This is a genomic window from Streptomyces sp. UH6 (assembly GCF_013421635.1).
Lineage (GTDB): Bacteria > Actinomycetota > Actinomycetes > Streptomycetales > Streptomycetaceae > Streptomyces > Streptomyces abyssomicinicus.
The window spans coordinates 1-7,192 of sequence record NZ_JACADT010000228.1; the positions used below are offsets into that span (position 1 = coordinate 1).

The window sequence follows — 7,192 nt, forward strand, 5'->3', positions numbered from 1 at the left end:
GCGCCCGTTCCGCCAGCCGGGTCACGCCGCCACCCGCGCCACCGCTCACCCCGTCGGCGTCCGCCGTCAGCCGTTCCCGCGCCAGGTTGAGCCGTTCGGGTGAGTCCGGCTCCACGCCGGTGACGTCGGCCCCCCGCCCCGCCGCCATCAGCAGCGCCAGCCCGGAGCCGCAGCCCAGTCCCAGCAGGCGGGTGCCGGGGCCCACGCCCAGCCGCTCGTGGACGGCCTCGTAGAGCGGGACGAGCATGCGCTCCTGGATCTCGGACCAGTCGCGGGCCCGGGTCCGCGGGTCCGCCCCCCTGGTGCGGGCCGCGAGGGGAGGGTGACGTCGTACGAGAGTGGATGTCATGGAGCGCCCCAATCGCCGAAGAGTTGCCGCCTGTCTGTCCGGCCGTCCGTGGTGGCCGTCGTGCGCGCAGCGCCGGCGCCGTGGTGTGCCCCGGCTTCCCCCCGTATGCCAGATAACTGCGTCGACGCCGTGCCGTCCAGGGCATGTGGACACCGCAATGCCGGATGCGGGCGTATACGGCGAGATTTCACATACCGGTAACCGCCGGGGCAACCGGAGACGGCCCACGCGCGTCGTGAAAGGCGGGACATCCCGGGACGGGACCCCGACGGCAGGACCCGGCGCTACGGGGTATAACCTCACGATCACGTCGGAATCGCGCCAACCTTTGGTGTGCGCGGGGGCGTGGGCGGCGCAGCGTGCGCCGGTACCGCCGGGTACGTACGTGCGACTACGTACCGGCTTGTGACGAGACGTCAGGCTTCTGCGCAGATCAGCGCACCCGTCCTCGTCCGGACGCATCAGACTGAACTGACGGGTACGTGCAAATTATTTGGGATGGCCCGGAATAGGAACACAGAGGCATCCGGCGTCGTTGTCATTACGTGAGCACGACACCACCTGTTCTCGCCGCCGAGCTGGCGCAGGCATGGGCCGACATTCAACGGCACCATCCCGAGCTGCCTGACTTGGCCGCGCCCGAATCACTGATCGGGGAGTCGTCGTCCGCCTGCGGACACGAGCTCTCCTTCGAGCGACTCCTCCACGAGGCAGTCCATGGCATCGCCGCCGCCCGCGGTATCCGCGACACCTCGCGGGCCGGCCGCTACCACAACCGCAGGTTCCTGGCGATCGCCGAGGAGCTCGGGCTCGACCATCCGGAGGAGCCGCATCCCAGCAGCGGCTTCTCGCTGGTCACGCTCAAGCCCGACGCGAAGCGCCGGTACCGGCCCACGATCGACCGGCTGCAGCGTGCGCTGAAGGCGCACGACGCGGCGGTGGCGTCGGACACGGCCGGCACCTTCCGGGGACCCGCGGCCCGGCACGGGTCGTCGGGGGGAGGTGTGCGGGTCAAGGCCGTCTGCGACTGCGGACGCAACGTGCGCGTCGTTCCGTCCGTCCTGGCGCAGGCGCCGATCGTCTGCGGGGGCTGCGGGAAGCCCTTCCGGATTCCCGAGCCCGAGCCGCTGGCCGCGGCGAGCTGAGCGGCCGAGGCGGCGGAGGTGCCGCGCGGCGCCGGCGCATCGTGGACGCCGGCCCTGCGCGGCCCCCGTATGCCCCCGTTCGGACCCATGCCCGGTCGTGTGGCAGAATGGCCAGCTGTACTCGACAGTCGCACAGGACCCCTCTCTCCTCCGGCTGACGCGTCCATCGGGCACTCGGTGCCGCAACCCCACGCGGCTTCCCGTCGCGCCCCACCACGTCAATTCCAGGAGATTCCACTCCCGTGGCAGTCAAGATCAAGCTGAAGCGTCTGGGCAAGATCCGTTCGCCTCACTACCGCATCGTCGTCGCCGACAGCCGTACCCGCCGTGACGGCCGGGCGATCGAGGAGATCGGCAAGTACCACCCGACGTACAACCCGTCGGTGATGGAGGTCGACGCCGAGCGTGTCGCGTACTGGCTCTCCGTCGGCGCCCAGCCGACCGAGCCCGTTCTCGCCATCCTCAAGAAGACCGGCGACTGGCAGAAGTTCAAGGGCGAGCCCGCCCCGGCGCCGCTGCTGCAGCGTGCCGAGAAGCCGGCGCGTCCGTCCTTCGAGGCTCTCGGCGGTGACGACGAGGGCAAGGGCGAGGCCATCACCCAGAAGAAGAAGGCCGAGAAGAAGGACGAGGCCGCCGCCGAGTCCGCTCCGGCTGAGTCGACCGAGGCCTGAGCATGCTCGAGGAGGCTCTCGAGCACCTCGTGAAGGGCATCGTCGACAACCCTGACGATGTGCAGGTCGCCTCGCGTGACCTGCGTCGCGGACGCGTGCTCGAGGTCCGGGTCCACCCGGACGACCTCGGCAAGGTGATCGGCCGCAACGGTCGCACCGCACGCGCCCTGCGTACCGTCGTGGGCGCCATCGGCGGTCGCGGCATCCGCGTCGACCTGGTCGACGCGGACGACGTCCGCTGACACACGCAACACCGGCTCGGGCCGGGGACGGCCTCAGGGCCGTCCCCGGCCCGAGGTCGTTGCGCGACCCGCGTCGTCGCGCGGTCCAGGTCGTTCCCGGTGCCCGCGGCCGGTGTCGACGCACCCCGGGCACCACAGTTCCGGTCATCCGCAGTCCCCGATCAGGAGAGCAAGCACAGTGCAGCTGGTAGTCGCACGGATCGGCCGAGCCCACGGCATCAAGGGCGACGTCACCGTCGAGGTACGTACGGACGAGCCGGAGCTGCGGCTCGCGCCCGGCGCCGTCCTGGCCACCGACCCGCCCTCGGCCGGTCCTCTGACCATCGAGACGGGCCGGGTGCACAGCGGCCGTCTGCTCCTGCGCTTCGAGGGCGTGCGCGACCGCACCGGCGCCGAGGCGCTGCGCAACACCCTCCTGATCGCGGACGTCGATCCGGAGGAGCTGCCCGAGGAGGAGGACGAGTACTACGACCACCAGCTGATGGACCTGGACGTGGTGACCGTCGACGGCGCCGAGGTCGGGCGGATCACCGAGATCTCGCACCTGCCCTCGCAGGACCTGTTCGTGGTCGAGCGTCCTGACGGCAGCGAGGTCTACGTGCCGTTCGTGCAGGAGATCGTCGTGGAGATCGACCTGGAGGAGCAGCGGGCCGTCATCGATCCGCCGCCCGGCCTGATCGACGACCGCGCCGAGATCGCCTCCGCCCGCCAGGCCGCGGAGGAAGCGGCCGAGGAGGCAGGCACCACGGAGCCGGCCGAGGGGCGCGTCGGTGACGGCGGCGGCATGGACGACGAGCCGAAGCGGGACCAGGCCTGATGCGTCTCGACGTCGTCACCATCTTCCCGGAGTACCTGGAACCGCTGAACGTCTCGCTGGTCGGCAAGGCGCGCGCCCGCGGGCAGCTCCAGGTCGGCGTCCACGACCTGCGGAACTGGACCTACGACCGGCACAACACCGTCGACGACACCCCGTACGGCGGCGGCCCCGGCATGGTCATGAAGACCGAGCCCTGGGGCGACGCGCTCGACGAGATCCTCGCCGACGGCTACGAGGCAGGCGCCCGCGGACCGGTGCTGGTGGTCCCCACCCCCAGCGGTCGCCCGTTCACCCAGGAACTGGCCGTCGAACTCTCCGAGCAACCGTGGCTGGTCTTCACCCCGGCCCGCTACGAGGGCATCGACCGCCGGGTGATCGACGAGTACGCCACCCGCATGCCGGTGTACGAGGTCTCCATCGGCGACTACGTGCTGGCCGGCGGCGAGGCCGCCGTGCTGGTGGTCACCGAGGCGGTGGCCCGCCTGCTGCCGGGCGTGCTGGGCAACGCCGAGTCGCACCGCGACGACTCCTTCGCCCCCGGCGCCATGGCCAACCTGCTGGAGGGCCCCGTCCACACCAAGCCGCCCGTGTGGCGCGGCCGCGGGATCCCCGAGGTGCTGCTCAGCGGCCACCACGGGAAGATCGCCCGCTGGCGCCGCGACGAGGCGCTGCGCCGCACCACCGCCCACCGGCCCGACCTGATCGAGCGCACCGCGCCCGCGGCCTTCGACAAGAAGGACCGCGAGATGCTCTCCATCCTCGGCTGGGCGCCCGACCCGGAGGGCGAGCGGTCCGGGCGGTTTTGGCGCCGCGTCGAAGACGTGGAACAATAGGCGGCTGTTGTGCGTGGCCCGGCGCGCGCCCCTGCCACAGGGGGACACGACGCGGCGACCCGGTCACGGCGACGCTCTCTTGATGAAACCTAGTTCCCGTTGATGGCCTGTGGCATCAGCGAAGAAAGCAGACGAAATGTCTCACCTGCTCGACTCCGTCGACGCCGCGTCGCTGCGCAGCGACATCCCGGCCTTCCGCCCGGGTGACACCGTCAACGTCCACGTCCGCGTCATCGAGGGCAACCGCTCTCGTGTGCAGCAGTTCAAGGGCGTCGTCATCCGCCGCCAGGGCGCCGGTGTCCGCGAGACCTTCACGGTCCGCAAGGTCTCGTTCTCCGTCGGCGTCGAGCGCACCTTCCCGGTGCACACCCCGATCGTCGAGAAGATCGAGCTGGTCACCCGCGGTGACGTGCGTCGCGCCAAGCTGTACTACCTCCGTGAGCTGCGCGGCAAGGCCGCGAAGATCAAGGAGAAGCGCGACAACTGAGTGCGCGCCGGTGCGCCGGCGGGGGACGGATAGCATCTGCCCCCTATGGACACCGAAGCACAGCATCCGGAGCGCGATCGCTCCTCCCTTCCCGTGGCCGAGGAATCTCCTCGGCCGCGGGAGGGCGAGGCGCGGTCGCGCTTCGCTGTCGTCAGGGGCCTGCAGCGATCACGGGACTGGCTTCCGGGCGGCAGTCTCACGCTCACCGCGGTGGCCTGCCTGCTCTTCCTGCTGATGACCACGCTGTTCGTGGCCCAGCCCTTCCAGATCCCGAGTTCGTCCATGGAGCCGGGCCTGCGGGTCGGTGACCGGGTGCTGGTGAACAAGCTGGCGTACCGGTTCGGCGGCGAGCCCGCCCGCGGGGACGTGGTGGTCTTCGACGGCACCGAGCGGTTCGGCGACGGCCACTTCGTGAAACGGGTGGCGGGCGTCGGCGGTGACCGGGTGGTCTGCTGCGACCGGGACGGGCGGCTGCGGATCAACGGCCGGTCGGTGGACGAGTCGGCTTTCCTGGACGGCGACGCCCCGTCGGCGGTGCCGTTCGACGTGGTGGTGCCCGACGGCAAGCTCTTCGTGCTGGGCGACCACCGGGCCGCCTCGAGCGACTCCAGGGACCACCTCGGCTCTCCGGGCGGAGGCATGGTGCCGGTGGAGGACGTCACCGGGCGGGCCGACTGGATCGTCTGGCCCGCCGGGAGGTGGACGCGGATCGAACGGTCCGGCGCCTACGGCGGCGTACCCGCGGGGGACGGGACGCATGGGTAGGCGGGGGCGTTCGGGCGGAGCGGGCCGGGAGGGCGACGGCGTCGGGCGCCCGCCGGGACGCGCGGAACGGCGCAGGCTGCGCCGTCGGGTGCAGCGCAGGCGGCGGCGGGCGGTCCTCAAGGAGATACCCCTGCTGGGCGGGGTGGCGCTGCTGATCGCGCTCCTGCTCAAGACCTTCCTGTTCCAGGCCTTCGTGATCCCCTCCGGGTCGATGGAACAGACCATCCGGATCGGCGACCGGGTGGTCGTGGACAAGCTGTCCCCGTGGTTCGGGTCGAAGCCGGAACGGGGCGACGTGGTGGTCTTCCGCGACCCCGGCGGCTGGCTCCGGCAGGAGGAGATCGCCGATCTCGCCGACGAGTCCGCGGTGACCCGGGGGATCAAGGACGGGCTGGCCTTCGTGGGCGTGCTGCCCTCGGCCGACGAGCAGGACCTGATCAAGCGGGTGATAGCCGTCGGCGGCGACCGGGTGGTCTGCTGCGACGCCGACGGAAGACTGACCGTGAACGGTGTCCCGCTGGACGAGGAGGACTACCTGTACCCCGGCGACGAGGCCTCCGTGACGCGGTTCGAGGTGACGGTGCCGGAGGGGAGCCTGTGGGTGATGGGCGACCACCGCTCGCAGTCCGCCGACTCCCGCGTGCACCAGGACGGGAAGTACGGCGGCGCCGTCTCCGAGGACCTGGTGGTGGGCCGGGCGGTCGCCGTGGCCTGGCCCGTCGGGCACTGGGCGCGTCTGAGCACCCCCGAGACCTTCTCCTCCGTCCGGCCGCCGGACGGGGGGTAGGCGCTGCGGGCCGCGGCTCGCATAGGGTGGCAGCACCCCGGGGCCGGCCGGTCGGCCGAGACGGACGACGGATGACGAACGACGGATTCCGGTCGCTCCCGAGCCCTGGGGAACTCCCGCTCGTTAAGGGAGTGGTGGGCCCGCGCCGGGCAGCGGGCGGGCGGCGGTACGGAGTGAGGAGTTCTTGTGGGGGATGCGGCGGTTGGCGCACGTTCCGGTGGCGGCGACGGGTGGCGGAGGCGTTCCGCGGAGCCGGACCCGCAGGACCGGGGCGAGGGTGTTGCGCCCGGGAGTGATCCCGAGGGGCACGGCCCGGCCGACGGCGCCCCGGGCGAGGGCGGCGGCAGGGCGTCGGGGCGAGGCCGCTCCAACCAGCAGATGCGGTCGTTCTGGAAGGAACTGCCGCTGCTCGTCGTGATCGCGCTGGTGCTGGCGCTGCTGATCAAGACGTTCCTGCTGCAGGCGTTCTCCATTCCCTCGGACTCCATGCAGAACACGCTCCAGCGCGGGGACCGGGTGCTGGTCGACAAGCTGACCCCGTGGTTCGGCGCGGAGCCGGAGCGCGGCGAGGTGATCGTCTTCCACGACCCCTCCAACTGGCTGGCGGGCCAGCCGGTGGAGGAGCCCAACGCCTTCCAGAAGGTCCTGACCTGGGTCGGCCTGATGCCGTCCTCCGAGGAGCGCGACCTGATCAAGCGTGTGGTGGGCGTCGGCGGGGACACCGTGGAGTGCCGGGGCACCGGCAAGCTGGTGGTCAACGGCGTGGCGCTCGACGAACCCTACGTCTTCCCGGGCAACACGCCCTGCAGCGCCGACGAGACCGGCCAGTTCAAGGTCAAGGTGCCCGAGGGCTACCTGTGGGTGATGGGCGACCACCGGCAGAACAGCCGGGACTCCCGCTACAACCAGGACGACCCGCACAAGGGCATGGTGCCCGTGGAGGACGTCGTCGGCCGGGCCGTGGTGAAGGCGTGGCCGATCAACCGCTGGGGCACCCTGCCCGTGCCGGAGACCTTCGACCAGCCCGCGCTGAACAAGTAGGGACACCGGGCACGGCTCGCGCCCGCGTCCTCGGGCGGGAGCACGGCCCGCGCCC

8 protein-coding genes and 2 pseudogenes are annotated in these 7,192 nt (G+C 71.6%); 9 read left to right on the forward strand and 1 reads right to left on the reverse strand.

Features of this window, described 5'->3' with window-relative positions:
* Window positions 1–349 (reverse strand): annotated as a pseudogene (locus HW445_RS13680) (SAM-dependent methyltransferase); the annotation flags it as partial.
* 545 nt (window positions 350–894) lie between these two features.
* Between HW445_RS13680 and HW445_RS13685 the strand changes: the two are divergent.
* From HW445_RS13685 to lepB (HW445_RS13725), 9 genes and pseudogenes are all read left to right on the forward strand, one after another.
* On the forward strand, window positions 895–1,494 hold the full coding sequence (locus tag HW445_RS13685) for a hypothetical protein (RefSeq protein ID WP_151775466.1): 600 nt from the start codon (window positions 895–897) through the stop codon (window positions 1,492–1,494).
* Between the two features lie 242 nt (window positions 1,495–1,736).
* Window positions 1,737–2,165: a 30S ribosomal protein S16 gene (rpsP, locus tag HW445_RS13690; protein WP_151775467.1), complete on the forward strand. Its 429-nt coding sequence runs from the start codon at window positions 1,737–1,739 to the stop codon at window positions 2,163–2,165.
* Window positions 2,166–2,167: 2 nt separating this feature from the next.
* The gene (locus HW445_RS13695) at window positions 2,168–2,407 is read left to right on the forward strand and encodes an RNA-binding protein (RefSeq protein ID WP_180221300.1); all 240 of its coding nucleotides are present in this window, start codon (window positions 2,168–2,170) and stop codon (window positions 2,405–2,407) included.
* Window positions 2,408–2,585: 178 nt separating this feature from the next.
* Complete coding sequence (rimM, locus tag HW445_RS13700) at window positions 2,586–3,224, forward strand: ribosome maturation factor RimM (protein ID WP_180221301.1); 639 nt, start codon at window positions 2,586–2,588, stop codon at window positions 3,222–3,224.
* Window positions 3,224–4,057 (forward strand): tRNA (guanosine(37)-N1)-methyltransferase TrmD, encoded by an 834-nt coding sequence (gene trmD, locus HW445_RS13705; protein ID WP_180221302.1) that lies wholly within the window; start codon window positions 3,224–3,226, stop codon window positions 4,055–4,057. Before rimM ends, trmD begins: the two co-directional genes overlap by 1 nt.
* Window positions 4,058–4,193: 136 nt before the next feature.
* On the forward strand, window positions 4,194–4,544 hold the full coding sequence (gene rplS / locus HW445_RS13710) for a 50S ribosomal protein L19 (RefSeq protein WP_020138756.1): 351 nt from the start codon (window positions 4,194–4,196) through the stop codon (window positions 4,542–4,544).
* A gap of 45 nt (window positions 4,545–4,589) precedes the next feature.
* Window positions 4,590–5,309, forward strand: a complete 720-nt coding sequence (gene lepB, locus HW445_RS13715; RefSeq protein WP_180221303.1) for a signal peptidase I — start codon at window positions 4,590–4,592, stop codon at window positions 5,307–5,309.
* A pseudogene (gene lepB, locus HW445_RS13720) lies at window positions 5,302–6,392 on the forward strand (signal peptidase I). The gene lepB (HW445_RS13715) and the pseudogene lepB (HW445_RS13720) overlap by 8 nt, the downstream one beginning before the upstream one ends.
* On the forward strand, window positions 6,283–7,137 hold the full coding sequence (gene lepB / locus HW445_RS13725) for a signal peptidase I (RefSeq protein ID WP_180221305.1): 855 nt from the start codon (window positions 6,283–6,285) through the stop codon (window positions 7,135–7,137). Before lepB (HW445_RS13720) ends, lepB (HW445_RS13725) begins: the two are co-directional and overlap by 110 nt.
* Window positions 7,138–7,192: the final 55 nt, after the last annotated feature.